Here is a 22,111-nt window from a genome sequence, read left to right on the forward strand (position 1 = left end):
TCGTGTCCTTTGCGTCTTCGCGGTTCGTTTCTCCATGATTTTGCGTAAGTTTTAATACTTCATTGTTTTCAAACGTGGTGTCATAGGAGTGAGTAATGTCCAAATTGAAATTTAAAACAAAGAAGGCAAAACGAATAATTTATCTTTTACCTTTTACCCTTTACCTTTTACCTCCAGAAATTGCCTTTGCTCAAACTCCCACTCCCTCTCCTACATTGCGGGTGGTGGTAAATAGTAATCAAGATGGGAACCCTACCCCTGACAATGCTGTGACTCTGCGCGAAGCGATCGCGATCGTCAATGGTACTTTACCCACAGCAAAACTTAGTAATGCCGAAAAAGCCCAGGTTACACCAACCACAGGTGCTTCTCGGATTGAGTTTAATTTACCTGCTGATGCAACTACGATCCAGTTACAAACACAATTACCAGATTTAGCCACCCCCGGATTAGTTATCGATGGTTCAACTCAACCGGGATACGATCCACAAGGTTCAGCAACAGCAGAAATTGCCATTCCGATACCAGTAGTGACAATCACTCCCGCACCAAATCAAGAGATTTTGCGCGGTTTGACTGTAGTTGCTGATGGCGTGACAATTCGCGGCTTGAATATTTATGGTTTTACGAGCAAACCTATCAAACAGATTTTAGGAAATTTGGCTTTTGACACTGATCCCAAGCCAGTAACTCTGACTACACCACCGGGGGATATTGTCATTGCTCACCGTTTCCCACCTCCCGATACCAGCCGTCAGCAACCGCCCAACGATGATTTTCCCTTCCGCGTCTCTGACGTGCCACCCAAGAATGTTGTGATTGAGAACAACTGGCTGGGATTAACAGCTAGTGAACAAATGCCAGAACAAACTTCGGCGTTCGGGGTTTACGTGTTTAACTCCCAAGGAGCAACAATCCGGCGAAACCGGATTTATTACCATGATGGTAGTGCAATTATTACATCTGTACGTGGTGAAAATACGGTAGTACAAGAAAATATCCTCGTTGCTAACGGTATTGCTGGAATACCTGATGCCCTAAGATTTGAAGGTTTGGTCAACCAGTCTCAAATTATAGGTAACTTGATTTGTGGGAATGACGGAGCGGGAGTGTATTTATTTAAACCCCAAGGTAACGTAGCAATTCAGAATAACAAAATCACCTATAACGGTAGAAGATTACGCCGGGCAGCAGTTTACTTGATGGGTAGTAATCACCAGGTAGTTGGTAATGAAATTGACTATCAAACTGGGCCGGGGGTAGTAGTGTCAGCTTTTCCCAAGAATGATGTTGGGCAAAGAAAACCAGGGGTCAAAAATATCATCCAAAACAATAAATTTGCGGCGTTAGAAGGTTTGAGTATTGACCTGAATACCCAGCAAAATCTGGATGTGAGTGACTTTCAGGTGGGAGATGGCCCCAATCCACGCCGGGATTCTCCTAACCGTCGCCTGGAAACTGGGAACGGGGCGATTAATGCGCCGGAATTTAAACAAAGGGCGTTTCCGCCTACAGGAAACAGCGTCACTTTGCAGGGAAAAGCCGATCGCGGTTCACAAGTGACAATTTACCGTTTAGGCGATTATCAAAGGGGTTACGGGGCATTAAGTGAACCATTGGCAACCGTATCTGTAGATGAAGACGGTAAATTTAGCACCACAGTCGAGAACTTGCAAACCGGAGATGTGGTGAGTGCGATCGCTACCGATCCGCAATATGGGACATCGGAACCAGCACTGGCGGCAATTATTGGTACTGCTGGCACAAAACCGAATCTGAAGCCAACTTCTCCACCAAACCAGCCTCCACAGTGTACTTCTCGACCAGTACCGCCACCACCACCAGAACCACCAGCACCACCGCCACCACCAGAACCACCAGAACCCATCCGCATACTCGCACCAAATAATGTCCACTTTGCCCTAGATAAGTCCTTTATTAGTTCAGAAAGTGCTGCTGTTTTGGATCGGGTAGCAGCAGTATTGCAAAAGTATCCTTTCATCGTGGTGGAATTACAAGGTCACACCGACCCCCGCGCCAGCAATGAATATAACTTGGCACTAGGTAGACGTCGGGCTTTAGCTGTGAGAAATTACCTACTGCGTAAAGGTATTAGTCCAGAACGGATGACCATTCGTTCTTTTGGTGAAACCCAACGGAAAACAGAAGGTAACACCCGCGTAGACTATGCACGCGATCGCCGTACAGAAATCATCTACAAAGACGTGCGAGGTATCGAACTCATCGTGGAACCACAAGAACAAGACCTGCAAATAGAGTCTCCCAGGTGAGGACTGTGGGAAGTAGGGGGAGTATGGGGAGATGGGGAGTATGAGGAGTATGAGGAGTATGAGGAGTGTAGTTCAGTTATCAGTTATCAGTAATCAAATTCTATTACTCACTGTTAACTGCTGCTGGTACTGTTCACTGATTCCTAACCAATAACCACTAACCACTAAACACTAACTAACCCCTATTTTCAAATGAAATATTTAGGAACTGAACTAAAAAATGAAAGCTCTATTTAAACATTTAAATTTTCATCCTTGTGGGAGTACGCTGTTAGCAGTGCTATTGGCTATTCCCCAAATTCCCCTGCAAGAGAGTATTTCCAGTCAAAAAGTTCTAGCACAACAAACAAGTTGTCCAGCTGGGACAACACAAGCAACTCTCAACTGGGGAACGACTAATTTCCAAACGGCAAATTTTAATCAAACTTTCGACATTGGGGGCGTCAGCACTAGTTTTCAGATGACGGAGAACCCAGCAGGATTTATCCGAGATCAATCACCGGAGAACTCTCCGGGAAACCTGGGCGCGGTTCCCTATGGAGTTGCTCCTGGACCTTACGGTGGTATTAATAGTCCCTATTTGCGCTGGGGAATAGATGCTACACAAAGTCCACAAGGTAGTGCCACACTGACCATCACTTTTGCCCGACCAGTGACTTTGCCTGTTCCTCTTACCTTCTTGGATGTAGACCGCGATCGACCAGATGAGCCTCCATTTCAGGATCAAATCACTGTCACTGCATTCAATCAAGGTCAAAATGTACCCGTTACCCTTACCAATATCGGATCTGGTGCTGTTAACCAAATAGTTAACGGTAACATTGCGCGGGGAGCTGATCCGCGTGTATTGCCAGGTAATGCAACTAACAATAGCAATGTCGGTAATGTTTTTGCGACATTTGCTCAACCAGTAACCCAAATCCAGATTATCTACCAAAGTGGGCCTTTGTATACCGAGGGTCAACCAACATTCACAGCACCTCAACAAGATGAAACTATTGGTCTTGCAGATATAACTATCTGTGCGCCTTCGGCAACAGGTTCTATTGGTGACACTGTCTTTAATGATACAAACAGTAATGGTCTACAAGACCCAGGCGAACCAGGAGTTGGGAATGTTCTTCTCACCCTAACTCTGTCAGGTCCTGACGGACAGCTAGGTACTCCTGACGACACTACCCAGACAACAAATACTAATGCCAACGGTAATTATTCTTTTAGCAATTTGCCCGCAGGCCCTTACAGAGTAACTGTCACTCCTCCTTTTAATTTGCCAGATGTCACAACTGGTGGTGGTAGACAAACTGATGTGACATTGAACCCCGGTCAATCCTTGGATAACGTCGATTTTGGCTTACGCCGACCGCCTGGTGGTGCAATTGGTGATCTTGTTTTCATAGATAGAAATAGCAATGGCAGTCCTGATACTGGTGAAACGGGAATTGCTAATGTGACATTGACTCTACGCAATAATATTGGACAGGTAGTTGCTACAACTCGTACCGATAACAACGGTAATTATTTGTTTACTGGTTTACAACCAGGTAACTATACTGTAGAGGTGACACAACCAAGTGACTTCACAGCTACAACAAACACGACTTTAACGGTTAACCTTACCGAACCCAACTCAGAAAATCTCAATATTGATTTTGGTTTCCGTCCTGATCAGGCGGGAGCATCTGGAGAAACCAATCTGCGGATAGTCAAGCGCATCACCAATGCTTTGAGAAACGGTCAGCCCATCAATGGTATCAGCTTCAACACTTTTATCAATGACCCCAATAGTAATGACGATGACAGATTACAGCAAGCTGGGCGATCGCCTGTTGGTCAAATTAATCTCCAACCACCTTTGAACAGTGGTGATCAAGTCGAGTACACAGTTTATTTTCTGGCTGATGGCACTCAGCAACTGCAAAATACTCGCTTGTGTGATCTGATTCCAACAGGTACCAGCTATGTCTCTAATAGCCTTTCTGTGGATGGAATTAACAACCAAGGACAATTTCTATCACCTTTAGCACCATTACAGGACTTTGCTGATATTTGTGGTGGTAGCAACAATCAAGGTGCAGTGGTTGTTGGGCCAGCTAACATTCCAGGTGGACAGACTGGTTTGATTCGCTTCCGGGTTACGGTTGATTAAGGGGAGATGGGGTGGTGGGGTGGTGGGGTGATAGGGAGAAAAATTTCTTCCTTGTCCTCCTTGTCTCCCGTGTCCTCCTCGTCTCCCGTCTCCTTCTTCCCTTCTCCCCTACACCCAATTACGGAACAATCAACACTGGGCAAGGAGACAGATTAATCACACGATTGGTAACGCTATCATGAGCGCCTTCGTCAGTTAATCCGAGTCCCCGACATCCCATGACGATTAAATCTGCTTCTATTTCATCAGCCACATCACAAATTACAAACGCGGGTTTGCCCTGCCTTTCAATGGTTTCAGTTTGAATTCCTTGCTGGGAAAACGCCGTTTTAGCAGTTTCTAGCAGTTTGGCAACAGTCTCAGGTGAGGACATGACAACATCCTCCTTTGGCGCATCTGTGTTTGGTTCTTCCACCACACTCAAAAGCACCAAGCGGCTGCCATACTTTTGGACAACATCAATCACTACATCAAATGCTTCCTGAGTTTCCCGACTTTGATCAATTGGAAACAGAACTTTTTTAAACATTGCATTCACCAGTTGCTTGATAGAGTTTATTTTCTGCTTCCTGCTTTTGGTAGAGCATGGAAATGACTATTTCTCCATACGTTTTGGTATTGTCACCGCAGATAATTGATAAGAAACTAATCGCTTAACAATTCTTTGCACCACGTACTCCTGTACAATCACAGAAAGGGTCTACTAAATGTAAAACATAACAAAAAGGCAATCAGGAGGTTTGTGACGTGTCAAAGAAAACTTTAGCAAATTTATCTGCAACTGACTTGTCTGGAAAACGTGCGTTTGTACGGGTTGATTTTAACGTACCTGTGGATGATGCTGGTAACATCACAGACGATACTCGCATCCGCGCTGCCCTACCAACTATCCAGGATTTGGTGCAGAAGGGAGCTAAGGTGATTCTAGCAAGCCATTTCGGGCGTCCCAAGGGTGTAGATGAAAAATTGCGTCTGACTCCGGTTGCTAAACGTCTTTCTGAGTTATTGGGGCAAGAAGTTGTTAAAACTGATGACTGTATCGGTGATGAAGTTGCTGCCAAAGTCGAGGCTTTACAAAACGGGCAAGTACTGTTACTAGAAAACGTTCGTTTTTATAAAGAAGAAGAAAAAAATGATCCCGAATTTGCCAAGAAATTAGCAGCTAACGCTGATTTATATGTTAATGACGCTTTTGGTACAGCCCACCGCGCCCATGCTTCCACTGAAGGCGTAACTCAATTCTTGAGTCCTTGTGTGGCTGGATATTTGGTGGAAAAAGAATTACAGTACCTCCAAAGCGCGATTGAAAGTCCCCAGCGTCCTTTAGCTGCAATTATCGGTGGTTCCAAAGTTTCCAGTAAAATTGGTGTCATTGAAACACTGCTGGAAAAATGCGACAAGCTGATCATCGGTGGTGGGATGATTTTCACTTTTTACAAAGCCCGTGGCTTGAGTGTAGGTAAGTCTTTGGTAGAAGAAGACAAGCTAGAGTTAGCTAAGTCTTTGGAAGCTAAAGCCAAAGAAAAAGGCGTCACCTTTTTGTTACCTACAGATGTAGTAGTAGCTGATAACTTTGCTGCTGATGCCAATTCTCAAACCGTTAGTATTGAGAACATCCCCGATGGTTGGATGGGTTTGGATATTGGCCCCGATTCTGTAAAATTGTTCCAAGAGGCTTTAGCTGACTGTAAGACAGTCGTTTGGAATGGACCAATGGGTGTGTTTGAGTTTAATAAATTCGCCGTTGGTACAGAAGCGATCGCTCGGACTTTGGCTGACCTCAGCAAAAATGGTGCTACCACTATCATCGGTGGTGGTGATTCTGTAGCAGCCGTCGAAAAAGTCGGTTTAGCTGACCAAATGAGCCACATTTCCACCGGTGGCGGCGCTAGCTTGGAGTTGCTAGAAGGTAAGGTATTACCTGGAATTGCTGCTTTGGATGAAGCGTAATTAGTGAGTAGGGGACAGGGAAGACAAGGAAGACAAAGAGGACATAGGAGACAAGGAGGAAACGGGAGACAAACAGGACAACGAAGAAATCTTTCTCTCCATCTCTCCCCACTTCCCACACTCCCTATCTCTCATTCCCCAACCCCCTATCCTCAAAAAAATATGCAACCCAAATGGTTAGAATGGGCGCAGAAATTACAAGCGATCGCTCAAACTGGGCTGACTTTTTCCGAAAATCCGTATGATATAGAACGCTTTCAATCAATACAAGCGATCGCAGCCGAAATTTTAGCAACTCACACCAACGCTGAACTTAGTTATATCTTGGATCTATTTGACCGAGATGTTGGATATGCTACTCCCAAATAGTAGTTAATGGTAAAGAGTAGAAAAATAGCAATCACATATCCTCCACCAACGAAAAAACCATCTACAACCATCCGTGTTCATCCGTGTGCATCGGTGTTCGATTTCCAAAACAAAACATCATCCACCAACGAAAAAACCATCTACAACCATCCGTGTTCATCCGTGTGCATCGGTGTTCGATTTCCAAAACAAAACATCATCCACCAACGAAAAAACCATCTACAACCATCCGTGTTCATCCGTGTGCATCGGTGTTCGATTTATTAAACATCATATTTGTCTCAAAACCCCAAATCCGCCTTCGCCAATTCTGCAGCCGCAAAAACCTCCTCATCTGATTTCTCTTCCCAAGCAACATCGCCAATTTCCTGATAGAAAACAGAATCGTAAGGACGAGTACGCACCACAACAGGCATAGGTACAGCATGACCTAAAATCAAAGCTTGCTGCTTAGAATCTAACTTTGCCAATACCGATTTCAAAGCACCAGCACCAGCTACCCCTGTAAAAATCGCGTCGATGTCTTTTTCATCATTCAGCAAAGCAGTGACGCGAGTCCCAATTTGAGACATGACTTCATTATCAATTCCAGATGGGCGTTGATCTACTACCAGCAGCGTGACAAAATATTTCCGCATTTCCCGAGCGATTGTCCCAAAAATAGTACTTTGGACGATCGCAGGATCTAAGAAGCGATGCGCTTCTTCGATAGTAATCATTAACTGCGTTGGTTTATCATTGGGATTTTTGGTTTGTAAAAACTTTTCGGCTTTGCTGACATAATGTTGGTGAATGCGGCGAGTAATCATGTTTGTCACCAACATGTACGAAAGCATATCCGATTGTGAACCAAACTCAATAACAACGTTCTTACCTGCTTCAAGCGATCGCAAAACTTGATTAACATAGTTATGGGGACAAGCTGCGCGCATATATTTTAAATTTTCTAAGCGAAACAGTTTACGCTGTAATGCGGTAATTGAACCTTGGTGTCCCCGCTTCTCTTCGCACAGCAGCTTGATTTCTTCATTGGTCATATTCAATAATCGTAGAATCCAAGACTTACCAAACTCTGCAAACAGAATATTAGCATTATCTATACTGGCGTCTGAAAGTCCTAAATCACGAGAGCATAATTTAATATCTTCTACTTCAATTTGATCATAACTAAGGTAAAGTTCTTGGGCGTGAGGAACACCACGCCGCTTTGTGGATTCAGGATCGAGAGTATATACCTCTACTTTGTTAGGAAATAATTGCTTTAAACCTTTAACAGTACTAAATTGTTTTCCTTCTGAAACAGCTTCCCAGCCATACTCAGAATGCATATCAAATATTAAATTTACTGCGGCATTTTTGCGAATTGTCCCAGCCAAAAGTAGGCGTGTTAAAAAGGATTTACCAGTTCCCGATTTGCCAAAAACACCATTGCTACGTTCCACAAAACGGTTTAAATCTAAGCAAACCGGTACATCCATATCCAGTGGTTTACCGATAGAGAAATTTTTTCTTTGGGGATCATCTTCCCAACCAAATACACGGCGAAAATCTTCTACCGAAGCATCATAAACCTGACTAAAATGGCTAGGAATAGTTTTGACTGGCATCAACTCCATTGTTGTGCTTGTTTGGGGTTGAAATGATGCCAATGAACTTAAATTTTGAGATTTTGAATCTCTGCCATTCTCCCCATCTCCCAATTCCCCCATCTCCCCACCTTCCAGAGGTGGAGTAAACATCAACATTGGTGCAAGAGTAATAGTACCGTAAGTACCACTGCCAGCGAGAATTTCCCGTAAAAAAGTATCCTCCCAACTGGGAGGATTGGCAATAATTCTTTGGTTCGCAGTTCCCAATGCCACATCTGTAAGCATACAAAAAAAACGCGATCGCACCCCTTGCACCACTAAAAATTTACCAACTCGCATATCTTCTACCAGAATATCGGGGTGCAATCGTACTTCTAATCCGCCTGTTAGAGAACCTTGAGTAACTGAACCTAATGGCTGTCCTAAAGTCATCGCATTAATTACATACTTACGTGCTTTATTTTATGTTGAAATTATTGATGGTTGGTAGTTATTTGTTGTTTGTTGGTTGTTAGTGGTTAAAAACCAATGACCAATAAAAATTGACCATTGACGATTGACTAACTATTCAATTTCAATCGAAGTTGGTGCAGTTGCGCCTGTAGTTGCTGTAAAATCTACTAGTGGTTTACGAAATTCGGCGTAAAGGCGATCGCGCCAGGCAAAAAATGGTTCATAGGCAGGATTATCTGCCAAACCATGTACTCCTTTGCCTCGTAAAGATACTGGTAAATCCAAATAAGGACCATCGGGAAACTTTAATAAAATCGATAAACCTGCAACTGCTAAGTCAGCAAGAGTAGGTTGATCTCCCAACAAATAGGGACTATCTGCCAATAGCAGACATAAAGCTTCTAAATCTTGCTGCAAGTCGGTAATGGCTTTTTTGACTACCTCTGGAGTGTAACCTACTCCAAAACCTAAAACTTTGAGCAAATCGTTAGGTACTTCTCCAACAAAAGTTTTGAAAACATCTGGAACAGAAGTTGGTAACAAAGCTTTTCGGAAACTTTGATCTTGACTGATGGCAGAAAATAGGGCTTTGCGTCCTTTGATACCAATGGATTCATCTGCCCATTCTTCCATCATTAAGCATAAACCCCGTTGTTTGCCATCTTGCGGTATAAGTGGGCGCTCAGGATAATGTAAGTCTAAATACTTAGCTATTTCCGTAGAATCAACAATATACTTATAACCATCCTTCAGTACTGGTACTTCTGTTTGACCAGTTAACCGAAAAAGTTCTACCTGTCCAATTCCAGGTGTGACTTGAATTTTACGATATTGTAGACCCTTGTAATCGAGAATCAGACGAACTTTTTCTGAGTATTGAGATAGTTCAAATTGGTACAATTCCAGCATTTTTCCAATCCTGCAATTGGTGAATTGTTTTATTTTACAATTGTAGCTTTACAAAAATTAATTTTATTGATTCTCTCCCAAAACTTTGGTGTCATTAGTCATTGGTTGATTGTCAATAGTCACTTGGATATTTTTGTATCACCCATGATAAATCCTAATTTTTATTGGAAAAAGTTTGATAATTATTGAGTCACAGTAAATTAAAAATATTCATCTCTAATCACACATCTACTTAATGATAAAAAATCCTATTTCTGTGGTTAGATTTTTTGTATAGCGAAATGTTATAAGTCTTTATGTAATCTGTAGAAATTAAAGCCAAACAAAATTTATGAACGTAAATTATAGCAATTTGCTGACCAAATTGTCTGGTGTGGTGGGAGTAATGGGCATCAGTCTTCTGATAGGTTTGCCTGTAGGGGCAAACGAGGTATTAAATCCTAGTCCGAGTATTTTTCAAGAAGCGCCCTATAATCGTAGTCAGGGTATTTTAGCAAACCCTAACTACACACTTGATAAGTCAGTACAACAAACAAAGGGTAATGCCCTAAATTCAAAAAAAACGATAGCACAAACAAATAGTGGAAGCGGGGTTCTCAATCCTAGTCCGAGTATTTTCAACGAACCTCCATATAACCGTCGCCGCAGTGTACCTAGTCCGGAGACCCCAGTTGTACCTACCACTCCTGAAACAACACCTTCACAACCAGGAACCCAAACAACTCCACCTCCACCACCAGAAGCTGGTACCGGAGACAAAACTTTAATAGCATTGGCAGAATCAAATAGACAATTTACAGTTTTAACTAAAGCTTTAAAAGCAGCAGGATTAGTAGATATTCTCCAAGGTCAGGGACCATTCACAGTTTTTGCGCCCACTGATGCTGCTTTTGCCAAATTACCACAAGATGCTGTACAAGATTTGTTGAAGCCAGAGAATAAAGAAGTATTGGTGAAGATTTTGACCTACCATGTGGTACCTGGTCAGGTATTATCCAATGATTTGAAGTCTGGCGAAGTAAAAAGCGTTGAAGGTGGACCTATTAGCGTCAAGGTTAATAGCCCTCAAGATGTGATGGTTAACGATGCTAAAGTAATCCAACCGGATATCAAAGGTAGCAATGGCGTGATTCATGCCATTGATAACGTCATTTTACCGCCTGATTTGTAATTAGTGGTCGGGGATCGGGACACGGGGGATAAGGAGGACAAAAAAGTAATATTTCTCCCTTGTCTCCCCACCTCCCCATCTCCCTTATATTCCCTCTCCCCAATCCCTTATCCCTTGTTTAAAATTAAAATTTCTTCAGAAATTAAATAAGGTTAAATAGAAGCTAAACTTGATCTTCGCTGGACTCTCACACCATGCTGACTGACATATTGCCTTTTAGTTTTGACTTAGATACAGTAGCTATCGCTGGCGCAAGTTTGTGGTCTTTGGCGCTATATTTAGGTTTTTCACCAGTCAGTGAATGGATTATTGAACAACTTAATCGCTGGTTTAATTTTGCTGAGCGATCGCTCTACACTAGTAAATCAGAATTTGAGAAAACTCGTCAGGCAAGAGAATCACAGAACGCCTTTTACGCTTCAGTATTTAGCATCATACCTTTTCTTGTTATTGGCGCTTTATGTAACTGGGGTGTGGAATTAAGTTTAGGTCGCAGTTGGGCAATTAGTATGGGGATACTAGCCTGTATTGGTTGTGGTGTCTACGAACTGGGACGGCGAGACGGTAATCCTTCTGAGTAAAAAATAGATAAGTAAATAATGCGACACGGATAACTAAAAATCTCCGTGTCTTTGTGTCTTGGTGTTTAAAAGGTGAAAATAGAAATAAACACCATGAATATTAATATATATTACAAAAATTACAATTATTAGCAATCACTAACTGAAAAATATATGTAGATGATCTTTATTGATTAACTCTATTTGCATCAACTCTTTAGCATCAAAAGGCAATTATTAAAGATGCATAACCCACTTGATGAAACAACTCGTGCTTGGGGAATGGCTTGTCATCTTTCTGCACTAGGAGGGTTTATTATCCCATTTGGCTCGGTTTTAATTCCCCTAATTATTTGGCTGACTCAAAAAGAGAAGCACCCATTTATTGATGAACAAGGAAAAGAATCTGTTAATTTTCAGATTTCACTGATAATTTATTTATTATCATTTTGCTTGATTTTAGTTTTGTTAATAGTACTAATACCTTTCATATTAGGTCTTTTATCAGAAGATTATTCACTGAGTTTTTTATATTTATTTATACCTTTGCAAATCTTACCAGTATTTGTTGTTATGGCTGTGATGCTTTTTCAGTTAATCATGGCGATTATTGCAGGAGTTAGAGCATACAATGGTCAATCTTACCGCTATCCTTTTAATTTACGACTTTTGAAGTAGTAACTTAAATATAATTATATAATTGTTTTTCTATAGCAATCCTAAATCATTCGTGAGAGGCGATATCCCTGACTTCTCTAAGAAGTCGGGGTATGAGACTCAAATCCAAAAATTTTAATCACCTAGTCTTTTATTTCTTCATACACCAATTTTGCTAGTTTATCGGCTGCACCTGTTTCTCCTCTAATGCTTTGCAATTTTGCTCGCATTTTGTCCAATTTTTCTGGGTGATTTAAATAATCAAGAACAATTTCGCCAACTTCTTCAGGTTGAAGTTTTCCTACTAATTCTGGAACAACTTCTGATTTTGCCCAGATATTAGGCCATGCTAATAAACCTTTACGCTGTAAAAATATCCAGTTAATTAACTTGGCAAAACTCGAACCTACTCCCGGTAAGTTTGCCAAAATTCCCGGCAAACCATCCCATGATTTCATGGCATCTAGTTGTTGAGTTGGTAGCAAAACTATCATTGGTACAGCCAAAGAACCGAGTTCGGCTGTATTTGCGCCTACTGTAGTTAAGCAAATCTGGCACTGGGACAATTTATCGTAGGCTGGATGATGAGTGATTAATTCCACAGTTAAACCATTGTGGGTTTTCAGTATCGGAGGTTCAGAATTAATTAATTGGGCTGAAATTCCGCCGAAAGTTTGTGTATAAGGATTTTTCTCAGGATCGGCAAAACTGGCTAATGTTTGTAATTCTAAAGTTGGCGCTACAGGAATGAAAAACTTTGTTTGTGGTCTTTTGGCTTGAACATATTCTGCGATCGCCAAAGTCAAAGGGACTCCCTGGGATAATTTTGCTGGCTTGGAACCAGGGAGTAGACTGATTAGTTCGGTTTGGGATTGGGAGGTGTGAGGAGTGTGAGGAGTTTTTTCTAGTACTACTTCTGAAGCGGTTTCTGCCATTAAATCCCCGACAACTGTAAATTTATGGGCATATTTAGGCGCGACTTTGGCAGCAACTTCTGGTTTCATGACTGCGAAACGATCAATCAGATTATGCCAGCGCGCTTCCCACTCTGCATAAACAACGCTGCGATAACCCAGCCTTTTAGCAATCACTACAGGAAAAAATTGATCACCGCCGAGAAAAATTACTACACCTTTACTTCGCCAGTCCCAATTTTCATGAGTTTTTCCCCAAAGCAAAAATTGCCAAAAATGTTCAGCAGCCTGCACTCTGTCTACTTCTGGATAAGAACGAGCGATATCAGCTTCTTTACCACTGGCGTGAGGACAAGGCGAGAGAACAACCGAAATTCGCAAGTGTGTTCCTATAGCCTCTGCTTTGGAAAATCCCTCCCAGCCTAATTTTTGCCGTAATGCTTTGACTACAGGTCTTACCCATGTAGTTATTTCGCCAGGGCCATTAGAAAGAATCAAAATGTCAAAGTCATTGGTTGATGATTGGTTGTTGATTGTTGGTTGTTTTTCTTTAATCATTCTTCCTTGTCGGCGATCTCCCATCACTGAATAACTAAAATAATTTACAAATTTTAATAATTTGCGAGTAATCACTTTTGAAAAAAGTCAAAATCTGTAACAATATGTTTCATTGTTTATATCTTTTTGTGTCAGATAGGCGACAAAATCACCACGCAGTAAGCTTTTTCTGATAAAAAAAGACTGAGATTGCCGATAGAGTAGAGAACACGCATCAAAGGAGCCGAAGAAGCATGTTCACCCACGTCAAGTCCACCATTAGACACATTGCGCCTGATGATCTGCGAGGGCGTCATTTAATTAAGGTGGTCTATGTCGTGTTAGAGTCCCAATACCAGAGTGCATTGTCACAAGCGGTTAGGGTCATTAACAAAAACCATCCTAACGTGGCGATTGAAATCAGCGGCTACTTGATAGAAGAACTCCGTTCGCCAGAAAACTACGAGGAGTTCCAAAAAGATGTCGAGACTGCCAATATATTTATCGCCTCACTGATTTTTATTGAAGACTTAGCTCAGAAAGTAGTAGAAGCAGTACAACCGCATCGCGATCGCCTTGATGTTGCTGTTGTTTTCCCATCAATGCCAGAAGTGATGCGCCTAAACAAAATGGGCAGCTTCTCAATGGCACAGTTAGGGCAGTCTAAGAGTGCGATCGCTCAATTCATGCGTAAGCGCAAGGAAAAATCCGGCGCTGGCTTTGAAGATGCGATGCTCAAACTGTTAAGGACTCTGCCCCAAGTGCTGAAGTTCCTACCAATGGAAAAAGCACAAGATGCCAGAAATTTCATGTTGAGCTTTCAGTATTGGCTAGGGGGTTCGCCAGAAAACCTGGAAAACTTCTTGCTGATGCTAGCTGATAAATATGTATTGAAAAATTTAGAGACGCTAAATTTAACGTCTCTACAATACGATGCACCGGTTGTTTACCCAGACATGGGTATTTGGCATCCTTTGTCAATGACAATGTTTGAGGATGTCAGAGAGTATCTGAACTGGTACAACAGCCGTAAGGATATTTCCAAAGATTTGAAAGACCCCTTAGCCCCCTGTATTGGCTTAGTGTTGCAGCGTACTCACCTAGTTACAGGTGATGATGCTCACTACGTGGCAATGGTACAGGAATTAGAAGCTATGGGCGCACGGGTAATTCCTGTATTTGCTGGTGGTTTGGACTTTTCTAAGCCTGTAGATGCCTACTTCTACGAACCAACTACCAAGTCACCCTTAGTAGATGCTGTGATATCTTTGACAGGTTTTGCTTTAGTAGGTGGACCGGCACGTCAAGACCATCCTAAGGCAATTGAAGCCCTCAAGCGCCTAAATCGTCCTTACATGGTAGCTTTGCCCTTGGTATTCCAAACTACTGAAGAGTGGATGGATAGCGATTTGGGCTTACATCCAATTCAAGTAGCACTGCAAATTGCCATTCCGGAATTAGATGGGGCAATTGAACCGATTATATTATCAGGAAGGGATGGGGCAACAGGTAAAGCGATCGCTCTTCAAGATCGGATCGAAGCAATAGCAAAACGCGCCTTCAAATGGGCCAACCTACGTCGCAAACCCAAGCTACAAAAGAAAGTTGCCATCACCGTTTTCAGCTTCCCGCCAGATAAAGGTAATGTGGGAACTGCCGCTTACTTGGATGTATTTGGTTCCATCTACGAGGTGATGAAAGCCCTCAAAAACAACGGGTATGACGTGCAAGACTTGCCAGAAAATGCCCAAGCCTTGATGCAAGAAGTCATCCACGATGCCCAAGCCCAGTACAGCAGCCCAGAATTAAACATTGCCTATCGCATGTCTGTGCCTGAGTATGAAGCACTGACTCCCTACTCTCAACGCTTAGAAGAAAACTGGGGGCCACCACCAGGACACCTCAACAGCGACGGGCAAAACCTGCTGATTTACGGAAAGCATTTTGGTAATGTCTTCATTGGTGTCCAGCCTACCTTCGGTTATGAAGGCGATCCGATGCGGCTGTTGTTCTCCCGATCCGCCAGCCCGCACCACGGTTTTGCTGCTTACTACACCTACCTAGAACAAGTGTGGCAAGCTGACGCTGTGTTGCACTTTGGTACTCACGGTTCCTTGGAATTTATGCCAGGTAAGCAGATGGGTATGTCTGGCGAATGTTACCCAGATAACTTAATTGGCACAATTCCGAATCTATATTATTACGCAGCCAACAACCCCAGCGAAGCCACAATTGCTAAGCGTCGCGGCTACGCCGAAACTATTTCTTACCTAACTCCACCTGCGGAAAATGCTGGTTTATACAAAGGTTTAAAAGAACTCAGCGATTTAATTGCTTCTTACCAAACCTTAAAAGATACCGGACGTGGGGTTCCAATTGTTAACACCATTATGGACAAGTGCCGGATGGTGAACTTGGACAAAGATATTAATTTGCCAGAAGTTGATGCTAAGGATATGTCTGCCGAAGAGCGGGATAATATCGTTGGCATGGTCTACCGCAAATTAATGGAAATAGAATCGCGACTCTTGCCTTGCGGTTTGCATGTAATTGGTAAGCCACCCAGTGCAGAAGAAGCAGTTGCCACCCTCGTGAATATTGCAGGTTTGGATCGTCCAGAAGGTGTAGAGACGTTAAATTTAACGTCTTTACAAAGCTTACCCCGAATTATCGCCAACAGTCTGGGACGGGACATCGACGAAATTTACAAAAATAGCGATCGCGGCATATTAGAAGATGTCCAGCTGCTGCAAGACATCACAATGGCAACTCGCGCCGCAGTTTCTGCCCTTGTCCAAGAACAAACGGATGCAGAGGGAAGAGTTTCCTTTGTTTCCAAGCTGAATTTCTTTAATATGGGCAAAAAAGAACCTTGGGTAGAAGCACTGCATCAAGCAGGTTACACCAAGGTTGACGCCGCAGCCCTGAAACCTCTGTTTGAGTATTTAGAATTCTGCTTACAGCAAGTTTGTGCTGACAACGAACTCGGCGCATTACTCCAAGGTTTAGAAGGTGAATACATCTTACCTGGTCCCGGTGGCGACCCCATCCGTAACCCGGATGTATTACCCACAGGTAAAAATATACACGCCCTCGACCCGCAATCTATCCCCACCCAAGCGGCAGTCCAATCAGCCAAAATCGTTGTCGATAGGCTACTAGCAAGGTACATGGCAGAAAACAGTGGCAAGTATCCCGAAACCATCGCCTCTGTGCTTTGGGGAACCGATAACATCAAAACCTACGGGGAATCACTAGCCCAAATTATGTGGATGGTGGGTGTGCGTCCGGTTCCCGACGCTTTGGGAAGAGTCAACAAGTTAGAATTAATACCCCTAGAAGAGTTGGGACGACCCAGAATTGATGTTGTAATCAACTGTTCTGGTGTATTCCGTGACTTGTTCATCAACCAGATGAACCTGCTAGATAAAGCCGTGAAAATGGCTGCGGAAGCGGATGAACCTGTAGAAATGAACTATGTCCGCAAACACGCTTTGCAACAAGCAGAGGAAATGGGGATTAATCTGCGTCAAGCAGCAACTCGTGTCTTCTCCAACGCTTCTGGTTCCTACTCGTCCAACATCAACTTGGCGGTAGAAAACAGCACTTGGGAAAGCGAAGCAGAGTTACAGGAAATGTACCTCAACCGCAAATCCTTTGCTTTCAGTGCCGATAACCCTGGTACGATGGAAGAATCTCGGAAGATATTTGAAACTACCTTAAAAACAGCCGAGGTAACTTTCCAAAATCTTGACTCTTCCGAAATTAGCTTAACTGATGTTTCTCATTATTTCGATTCAGATCCCACCAAAGTTGTGGCAAGTCTCCGTGGTGATGGTAAAACACCATCATCCTACATTGCAGATACAACAACAGCCAACGCCCAAGTACGGACACTATCAGAAACCGTGCGTTTGGATGCTCGTACCAAATTATTAAATCCTAAATGGTACGAGGGAATGCTATCTCACGGTTACGAAGGTGTACGCGAACTCTCCAAACGCTTAGTAAACACAATGGGTTGGAGTGCGACTGCTGGTGCTGTTGATAACTGGATTTACGAGGATGTGAATACCACGTTTATCCAGGATGAAGAGATGCAAAAGCGGTTGATGAATCTGAATCCCCATTCTTTCCGCAAGATTGTATCAACTTTGTTGGAAGTAAATGGACGGGGTTATTGGGAGACAAGCGAGAGTAATTTGGAGAAGTTGCGTGAGTTGTATCAGGAGGTTGAGGATCGGATTGAGGGGATTGAGTAGGTTGTAACTGTGTAGAAACGCCCAATGTAGAGACGTGCCATGGCACGTCTCTACATTTTTAAGAAGTTGAAGTGTTAGAATATCCTGAGGAGTTAAACTTTGAGCTTGTTGTAATACTTCTTGGTAGCTAGACATAAACGTCCACAAGATAAACTTTTTTTTCATTAACAACAAATTGAACATAACAATAAGGCAAGATCAGAGTGATCGCCTAGCGTCTCCTTTGGAGAATCGCTCTCACTTTCACCAAAATCCGATCACCATTGCTATTTCGGCAGTCGCATTTGTTGATTTTGTGAGCGCAATAATGATTTCGGCAAGCGCAATAATCATTTCGGCAAGCTTAATAATGATTTCGGCGAGTGCCACTCAACCAACCCAAACTACAACTGCAAACAAGTTAACTGACAGCAACGGTAGCTTAAGCGATCGCTCTGTCACTCATTCGGATTGAAAGGTTATTTATCCAAGCATTGACTGAGTTGTTGCGCTCAAGAATTAGGGCGTTCAATTCTTCTTAATTGATAAATATGTAAAGTGCGATCGCTCATCTTTTCCACAGTGCGATCGCCATTGCTATTTCGGCGATCGCCGAAATTGATTATGTGAGTGCGATAATCTGATAAACACGGATGGATTATGATTTTGCTGCTAAGTTAATTTATTATCCCTGTTTGCTCATGCTGACTTTTACCCAAAAAAAACCACCCAATCCGAATGCAGCAGTAGTTTCTACTTTGTCTCTCACTGCGGAAGAACGTACCCGCAGTCGTCATCGCTTACAAATGGAAGATGGACAAGTGGTTTTTTTGCGTTTACCTAGAGGTACGGTACTGCAAGATGGAGATATTCTTGTAGATGAAACTACTGGTAGTCTAGTGAGGATTACTGCCAAGCCAGAACCTGTTTTAACAGTAGTTGCTAAAACCACAATGGATTTGCTCAAGGCGGCGTATCATTTAGGCAACCGTCATGTGCCAGTAGAAATTACATCTGCTTATTTACGCTTATCTCCTGATCCAGTTTTACAGGTAATGCTCCAACAACTAGGAGTAGAAATCAAAGAAGAAATCTCACCCTTTCAACCCGAAGCAGGTGCATATGGACACCATCACTCTCACTGATGCCAATCTGTTGTGTCTGTTGCAACTGGCTAGCCCAGCTTTACCTGTGGGCGGATATAGTTATTCTGAAGGATTAGAAACTTTGGTAGAAGATGGTGCGATCGCTCATCCAGCACATCTTAAGCATTGGTTAGAAATGGAATTGCGTTATGGGGCTATTCCCATGGAAGCAGCAGTGATGATTCGAGGCTATCAATCAGTACAAGCGCAAGATTTCCAAAGGTTATCTAGTTGGAATTGTTGGTTATCAGCAGCGAGAGAAACCGAAGAATTACGCGCTTCTAGTTTGGGGATGGGGCGATCGCTAATCCGCCTGTTAATTGAATTACAACCACAAATAAAACCCATTGCTGATGCTGTGGGTAATTCCTGTAATTATGCGATCGCTTTTGGCATTGCTGCTGCCCATTGGCAAATAAATATACAAGCAGCCTTGTTGGGATATTTATATTCTTGGGCAAATAACTTGATTACTACTGGGGTGAAACTCGTTCCTTTGGGACAGACTTCAGGGCAAAAAATATTACTAGAACTCCAGCCATTACTGAACCACGTCACAGTACAGATTCTAAATTTAGAAGACGATGAACTCAGTTGCTGTACTTGGGGTTTATCTTTAGCAAGTATGAGGCATGAAACACTGTATACAAGATTGTTTAGAAGCTAGTCAATATTCCAGTCACATTAGTCATCAGATTTTTGTCCTTCTGAGACAATTTTTGCCAGGAGATTGCCTGTAATATCTAATAGTTGATCTAAGAGAAAACCGATAGTTGCAATATAAATTAGACCCTCGATAATCTTATTATAATTACCTCCTCTGTAACCATTCCAAATCAAAAACCCTAAGCCTCTTCCGATTGTCAACATTTCAATTGCAATCACTGTAAACCAAGCTATCCACAGACCAGTTCTTAAAGCATCAAAGATATAATTTATTGCCACACGAAAATTATTGTCTTGGAGACGACTTTTCCGCATACCTGTAGCAGTGTTAATGATCACTGCCCAGATAGCACTAAAAAAAACAACGATACTTGCTGCTACTTCTACTTCTTTAAAAAAGATAAAAGCGAGTGGTACAAATGCTATGGGAGGAATACTGTACGGAATTTGTAGCAATCGCTTACATAGTTGATAAAGTAAGGGATTTATACCAATTGCACTTCCCAGTAAAATCCCCGCAACAGCAGCAGGTATAAAACCTACAAATAACAACTGTAGGCTAGATAAAAAGTTTAACAATATACTATGCTCCATGCCTCATGATTTCAATTGAAACATCTGAAGAATGGAACGACTGTAATAAATGATGGCACACAAACAAGCAATTTGAATCGCGCTCATTCCCCAGAAAATATGAAAGTCGGGCTTTATAAAATCTATCAAAAATCTAAAACTTAAATAACAAACTAAATAAAATTTAAATAAATCACCTTCTTGGTATTGATAGCGACTGCGAAAATGTATAAATATTAATAAAATGATTAAAAATATAATTTCATAGAGTTGAGTAGGATGACGGCGAATACCATCACCAAAATCTACACCCCAAGGTAATGTTGTGGCTATTCCGTAAGTGCGATCGCTCAACCCAGTTAAAAAGCAACCAATCCTACCAATTGCGGTTCCGATAATTAATGGATAGACAAATACATCACCAGTGGAGCGGGTGATACCAATAATTTTTTTGGTAATTTCTACTCCAATTACAGCCCCTAAGATAGCTCCGACAACTGTTTTACCTTGCAGTAATAGTAATAAAAATAGTTGGGGATTTTGCTCTAATAAATTAATATGTTGCAGTAAAACTAACACCTTTGCACCGACAATAGCACCCAGCATTCCACCCACAATAATAGAAGTGCGTTGTGGCGGTGAAATAATATCCTTACGGGCATTACGCAAGACTAAACGTAACGCCACTGTATAAGCTATAGATTCAAATAAGACATGTGGGTGAATTCGCAATGAACCCAAGTAAAAATAAACAGGAAAATTCATATGTTAGTTGATAGCTATTAGTTGTTAATTTAACCACTAACCACTAACTACTACCATTATTTATCTTCCCATTTTCCGCTTCATCTCTTCCAACTCAGCCTCCGTTTCCCAACGGCGGAATGTTTCCTCTAGAGGATCATTCCCACTGGAGTAGCTACGATTTTGATTAGACCAACCAGCGGTTTCGATACGCTGCTGTGCTTGCGCTTTGGCACGTGCTGTTTGTGCTTCCGTAGCTTTTGTTTGCACTTCCTGTCGCCGTTGTTGGACTTTCTTGAGTAAATCCTGTGCTTGGGTAATGCGTTCTTTCAACCCTTGCATCTGTCCCCACTGTTGATTTCCTTGACGCAAGAGTGCTGCTTCTCTCTCTTGCGCTTTTACTGCTAAATCCTCTCTACCAGCATTTTTTGCCTTTTGGACACGGATATGCCACCTTTGGATTTCTTGAGCTGTAGACAGAATTTCTTCTTGCGATCGCTTCTCTTGTAATTGTAAATCTGCAATCAACTTTAGAGTATCTTCTTCCTGCTCCCGCAGCTGCTCTAACAACGCTTCTAATTCCAGATGCGGATTACTTCGCAAGAATTCCTCTAAACGATTTTCCAAAAACCGACTCAAATCATCAAATAGGCCCACAGCTAGAACTCCAGAGGTGAGGTACATCATTTTATTGTAGCCATTATTATCAGCAGCAAAAAGCTACTGAGAAAATAAAAAGGCAACTATGCAGATAAAATCGTATTTTTATAGATTTTCAATCTCAATACATCTTTAATTTTTAGTCTTTAGACTTAGTATCAAGATTCAATCTTCCCTCTCAAGGTTGAAGTATTTTATAGCTATCTTGCTTAGCTTTTATAGATAAGTATCAAGAAAGTTCATCTAGATAAAATAATTTTTCGTGCTGACTGTTATTAGCTAGTAATTAGTAGTGAAAAATCAACTAATCTATGATATTTCATGCAGTCTCTATTGAGGGAGACAAAATTATATATACTCAATTTTGGGCATTGCTGAATCAAGATATGAATTTACAATTCACGGATATGTAGAGACGTAGCNGATGCTACGTCTCTACAAAGATGTATACAAACATAATTCATGACCAGATTCAGCAACGCCCAATTTTGAATTATCAAAAAAGATAAACGTTTATATGTTTCATTTTTACT

18 protein-coding genes and 1 pseudogene are annotated in these 22,111 nt (G+C 42.0%); 10 read left to right on the forward strand and 9 right to left on the reverse strand.

Features of this window, described 5'->3' with window-relative positions; genetic code table 11:
• Positions 1–95: 95 nt before the first annotated feature.
• On the forward strand, positions 96–2,291 hold the full coding sequence (locus NIES592_RS13670; RefSeq protein ID WP_073556021.1) for an OmpA family protein: 2,196 nt from the start codon (positions 96–98) through the stop codon (positions 2,289–2,291).
• 220 nt (positions 2,292–2,511) lie between these two features.
• Positions 2,512–4,440 (forward strand): SdrD B-like domain-containing protein, encoded by a 1,929-nt coding sequence (locus NIES592_RS13675; RefSeq protein WP_073556022.1) that lies wholly within the window; start codon positions 2,512–2,514, stop codon positions 4,438–4,440.
• 118 nt (positions 4,441–4,558) lie between these two features.
• Here the strand turns inward: NIES592_RS13675 and NIES592_RS13680 are convergent, their stop codons facing one another.
• A complete protein-coding gene (locus NIES592_RS13680) occupies positions 4,559–4,969 on the reverse strand; it encodes a universal stress protein (protein WP_016865731.1) in 411 nt (136 codons plus the stop codon).
• Positions 4,970–5,187: 218 nt separating this feature from the next.
• On the opposite strand from NIES592_RS13680, the gene NIES592_RS13685 reads away from it, so the two are divergent.
• Both NIES592_RS13685 and NIES592_RS13690 read left to right on the forward strand, forming a co-directional pair.
• A complete protein-coding gene (locus tag NIES592_RS13685) occupies positions 5,188–6,390 on the forward strand; it encodes a phosphoglycerate kinase (protein WP_073556023.1) in 1,203 nt (400 codons plus the stop codon).
• Between the two features lie 162 nt (positions 6,391–6,552).
• Positions 6,553–6,756, forward strand: a pseudogene (locus tag NIES592_RS13690) (NUDIX hydrolase N-terminal domain-containing protein); the annotation flags it as partial.
• A 284-nt stretch (positions 6,757–7,040) separates the two neighbouring features.
• Here the strand turns inward: NIES592_RS13690 and NIES592_RS13695 are convergent.
• Both NIES592_RS13695 and NIES592_RS13700 read right to left on the reverse strand, forming a co-directional pair.
• Positions 7,041–8,780, reverse strand: a complete 1,740-nt coding sequence (locus NIES592_RS13695; RefSeq protein ID WP_073556024.1) for a helicase HerA domain-containing protein — start codon at positions 8,778–8,780, stop codon at positions 7,041–7,043.
• 132 nt (positions 8,781–8,912) lie between these two features.
• A complete protein-coding gene (locus tag NIES592_RS13700) occupies positions 8,913–9,710 on the reverse strand; it encodes a glutathione S-transferase family protein (RefSeq protein WP_073556025.1) in 798 nt (265 codons plus the stop codon).
• Positions 9,711–10,041: 331 nt separating this feature from the next.
• On the opposite strand from NIES592_RS13700, the gene NIES592_RS13710 reads away from it, so the two are divergent.
• The 3 genes from NIES592_RS13710 to NIES592_RS13720 all read left to right on the forward strand — a co-directional run bounded on the left by NIES592_RS13710 (position 10,042) and on the right by NIES592_RS13720 (position 12,119).
• Positions 10,042–10,881 carry a fasciclin domain-containing protein gene (locus tag NIES592_RS13710; protein WP_073556026.1) on the forward strand — a complete coding sequence of 280 codons (840 nt, stop codon included), beginning with the start codon at positions 10,042–10,044 and terminating at the stop codon, positions 10,879–10,881.
• A gap of 194 nt (positions 10,882–11,075) precedes the next feature.
• Positions 11,076–11,462, forward strand: a complete 387-nt coding sequence (locus tag NIES592_RS13715; protein WP_009454667.1) for a hypothetical protein — start codon at positions 11,076–11,078, stop codon at positions 11,460–11,462.
• 222 nt (positions 11,463–11,684) lie between these two features.
• Positions 11,685–12,119 (forward strand): DUF4870 domain-containing protein, encoded by a 435-nt coding sequence (locus NIES592_RS13720; RefSeq protein WP_062247281.1) that lies wholly within the window; start codon positions 11,685–11,687, stop codon positions 12,117–12,119.
• 122 nt (positions 12,120–12,241) lie between these two features.
• On the opposite strand, the gene NIES592_RS13725 is transcribed toward NIES592_RS13720, so the two are convergent.
• Together NIES592_RS13725 and NIES592_RS25215 are read right to left on the reverse strand one after the other, a co-directional pair.
• On the reverse strand, positions 12,242–13,570 hold the full coding sequence (locus NIES592_RS13725; RefSeq protein ID WP_073556067.1) for a lipid-A-disaccharide synthase: 1,329 nt from the start codon (positions 13,568–13,570) through the stop codon (positions 12,242–12,244).
• Between the two features lie 131 nt (positions 13,571–13,701).
• Complete coding sequence (locus tag NIES592_RS25215; protein ID WP_162138644.1) at positions 13,702–13,866, reverse strand: hypothetical protein; 165 nt, start codon at positions 13,864–13,866, stop codon at positions 13,702–13,704.
• Between NIES592_RS25215 and NIES592_RS13730 the strand changes: the two genes are divergently transcribed.
• Complete coding sequence (locus NIES592_RS13730) at positions 13,804–17,811, forward strand: magnesium chelatase subunit H (RefSeq protein ID WP_073556027.1); 4,008 nt, start codon at positions 13,804–13,806, stop codon at positions 17,809–17,811. The genes NIES592_RS25215 and NIES592_RS13730 overlap by 63 nt on opposite strands.
• Before the next feature lie 243 nt (positions 17,812–18,054).
• On the opposite strand, the gene NIES592_RS25920 is transcribed toward NIES592_RS13730, so the two are convergent.
• The gene (locus NIES592_RS25920; RefSeq protein ID WP_256678136.1) at positions 18,055–18,180 is read right to left on the reverse strand and encodes a hypothetical protein; all 126 of its coding nucleotides are present in this window, start codon (positions 18,178–18,180) and stop codon (positions 18,055–18,057) included.
• A gap of 311 nt (positions 18,181–18,491) precedes the next feature.
• On the opposite strand from NIES592_RS25920, the gene ureE reads away from it, so the two are divergent.
• Positions 18,492–18,935 (forward strand): urease accessory protein UreE, encoded by a 444-nt coding sequence (gene ureE, locus NIES592_RS13735; protein WP_073556068.1) that lies wholly within the window; start codon positions 18,492–18,494, stop codon positions 18,933–18,935.
• On the forward strand, positions 18,913–19,602 hold the full coding sequence (locus tag NIES592_RS13740) for an urease accessory protein UreF (protein ID WP_073556028.1): 690 nt from the start codon (positions 18,913–18,915) through the stop codon (positions 19,600–19,602). Before ureE ends, NIES592_RS13740 begins: the two co-directional genes overlap by 23 nt.
• A 17-nt stretch (positions 19,603–19,619) precedes the next feature.
• Here NIES592_RS13740 and NIES592_RS13745 read toward each other — a convergent pair whose 3' ends face one another.
• From NIES592_RS13745 to NIES592_RS13755, 3 genes are read right to left on the reverse strand one after another with little or no spacing between them, the layout of a single operon-like run.
• Positions 19,620–20,195, reverse strand: a complete 576-nt coding sequence (locus tag NIES592_RS13745; RefSeq protein WP_062247284.1) for a hypothetical protein — start codon at positions 20,193–20,195, stop codon at positions 19,620–19,622.
• 3 nt (positions 20,196–20,198) lie between these two features.
• Positions 20,199–20,939: a prolipoprotein diacylglyceryl transferase gene (locus tag NIES592_RS13750; RefSeq protein ID WP_062247285.1), complete on the reverse strand. Its 741-nt coding sequence runs from the start codon at positions 20,937–20,939 to the stop codon at positions 20,199–20,201.
• 60 nt (positions 20,940–20,999) lie between these two features.
• Positions 21,000–21,602, reverse strand: a complete 603-nt coding sequence (locus tag NIES592_RS13755) for a TIGR04376 family protein (RefSeq protein WP_178379550.1) — start codon at positions 21,600–21,602, stop codon at positions 21,000–21,002.
• Between the last annotated feature and the right edge of the window lie 509 nt (positions 21,603–22,111).

The organism is Fischerella major NIES-592 (assembly GCF_001904645.1).
GTDB lineage: Bacteria > Cyanobacteriota > Cyanobacteriia > Cyanobacteriales > Nostocaceae > Fischerella > Fischerella thermalis.

What these genes read in the sequence shown, in the direction of transcription:
- NIES592_RS13670 (WP_073556021.1), top strand. Translation starts at nt 96, where the DNA reads ATGTCCAAATTGAAATTTAAAACAAAGAAGGCAAAACGAATAATTTAT.
- NIES592_RS13675 (WP_073556022.1), top strand. Translation starts at nt 2,512, where the DNA reads ATGAAAGCTCTATTTAAACATTTAAATTTTCATCCTTGTGGGAGTACG.
- NIES592_RS13680 (WP_016865731.1), bottom strand. Translation starts at nt 4,969, where the DNA reads ATGTTTAAAAAAGTTCTGTTTCCAATTGATCAAAGTCGGGAAACTCAG.
- NIES592_RS13695 (WP_073556024.1), bottom strand. Translation starts at nt 8,780, where the DNA reads ATGACTTTAGGACAGCCATTAGGTTCAGTTACTCAAGGTTCTCTAACA.
- NIES592_RS13700 (WP_073556025.1), bottom strand. Translation starts at nt 9,710, where the DNA reads ATGCTGGAATTGTACCAATTTGAACTATCTCAATACTCAGAAAAAGTT.
- NIES592_RS13710 (WP_073556026.1), top strand. Translation starts at nt 10,042, where the DNA reads ATGAACGTAAATTATAGCAATTTGCTGACCAAATTGTCTGGTGTGGTG.
- NIES592_RS13715 (WP_009454667.1), top strand. Translation starts at nt 11,076, where the DNA reads ATGCTGACTGACATATTGCCTTTTAGTTTTGACTTAGATACAGTAGCT.
- NIES592_RS13720 (WP_062247281.1), top strand. Translation starts at nt 11,685, where the DNA reads ATGCATAACCCACTTGATGAAACAACTCGTGCTTGGGGAATGGCTTGT.
- NIES592_RS13725 (WP_073556067.1), bottom strand. Translation starts at nt 13,570, where the DNA reads ATGATTAAAGAAAAACAACCAACAATCAACAACCAATCATCAACCAAT.
- NIES592_RS13730 (WP_073556027.1), top strand. Translation starts at nt 13,804, where the DNA reads ATGTTCACCCACGTCAAGTCCACCATTAGACACATTGCGCCTGATGAT.
- NIES592_RS25215 (WP_162138644.1), bottom strand. Translation starts at nt 13,866, where the DNA reads ATGACGCCCTCGCAGATCATCAGGCGCAATGTGTCTAATGGTGGACTT.
- ureE (WP_073556068.1), top strand. Translation starts at nt 18,492, where the DNA reads ATGCTGACTTTTACCCAAAAAAAACCACCCAATCCGAATGCAGCAGTA.
- NIES592_RS13740 (WP_073556028.1), top strand. Translation starts at nt 18,913, where the DNA reads ATGGACACCATCACTCTCACTGATGCCAATCTGTTGTGTCTGTTGCAA.
- NIES592_RS13745 (WP_062247284.1), bottom strand. Translation starts at nt 20,195, where the DNA reads ATGGAGCATAGTATATTGTTAAACTTTTTATCTAGCCTACAGTTGTTA.
- NIES592_RS13750 (WP_062247285.1), bottom strand. Translation starts at nt 20,939, where the DNA reads ATGAATTTTCCTGTTTATTTTTACTTGGGTTCATTGCGAATTCACCCA.
- NIES592_RS13755 (WP_178379550.1), bottom strand. Translation starts at nt 21,602, where the DNA reads ATGTACCTCACCTCTGGAGTTCTAGCTGTGGGCCTATTTGATGATTTG.